The organism is Singulisphaera rosea (assembly GCF_054877945.1).
The window spans coordinates 1-420 of the sequence record NZ_JBTYIP020000111.1 but is presented as its reverse complement, the minus strand read 5'-3'; the positions used below and the strand labels follow the sequence as shown (position 1 = coordinate 420).

1 pseudogene is annotated in these 420 nt (G+C 56.7%); it reads right to left on the bottom strand.

Features of this window, described 5'->3' with window-relative positions:
• Positions 1 to 420: pseudogene (locus ACYOEI_RS41175) on the bottom strand (hypothetical protein); the annotation flags it as partial.

Sequence of the window (420 nt, the reverse complement as noted above, 5' to 3'; positions counted from 1 at the left end):
CCCGAAGTGCCTCAATTGGCTTGAACCCACTGGGTGTAAGGATCGGGGTTCCTGCCGCAAAGCAGGTATCCTTTCCGAGCGATGGAGCATCATTCATCTGCCTCGCAAACTTCGACCCACCCTCATCCGCTCTTCGGGCTAACACAGCCGAGGCATCGTCCAATCCCGACCGATTGGCCGCACGGCCGAAACCCGAAACCAGATCAGATCCGTCATCGGCGAACTTTGCTAGCTTACCTCCGTACTTCAATCCCTTCGCGAGATCACCAATGTAGGGTACAAACGCGGCCAGTAGCGAGATTCCGGCATCGAGTAAATTACCTTGGAGTAATGAAATCACCGCACTCGCCGAGTCGGTGGCTGGTGAAGGATCCAGGACCCCGATCCCATCCAATGCCTGCTTCGTCCCTTCCAGCGTCC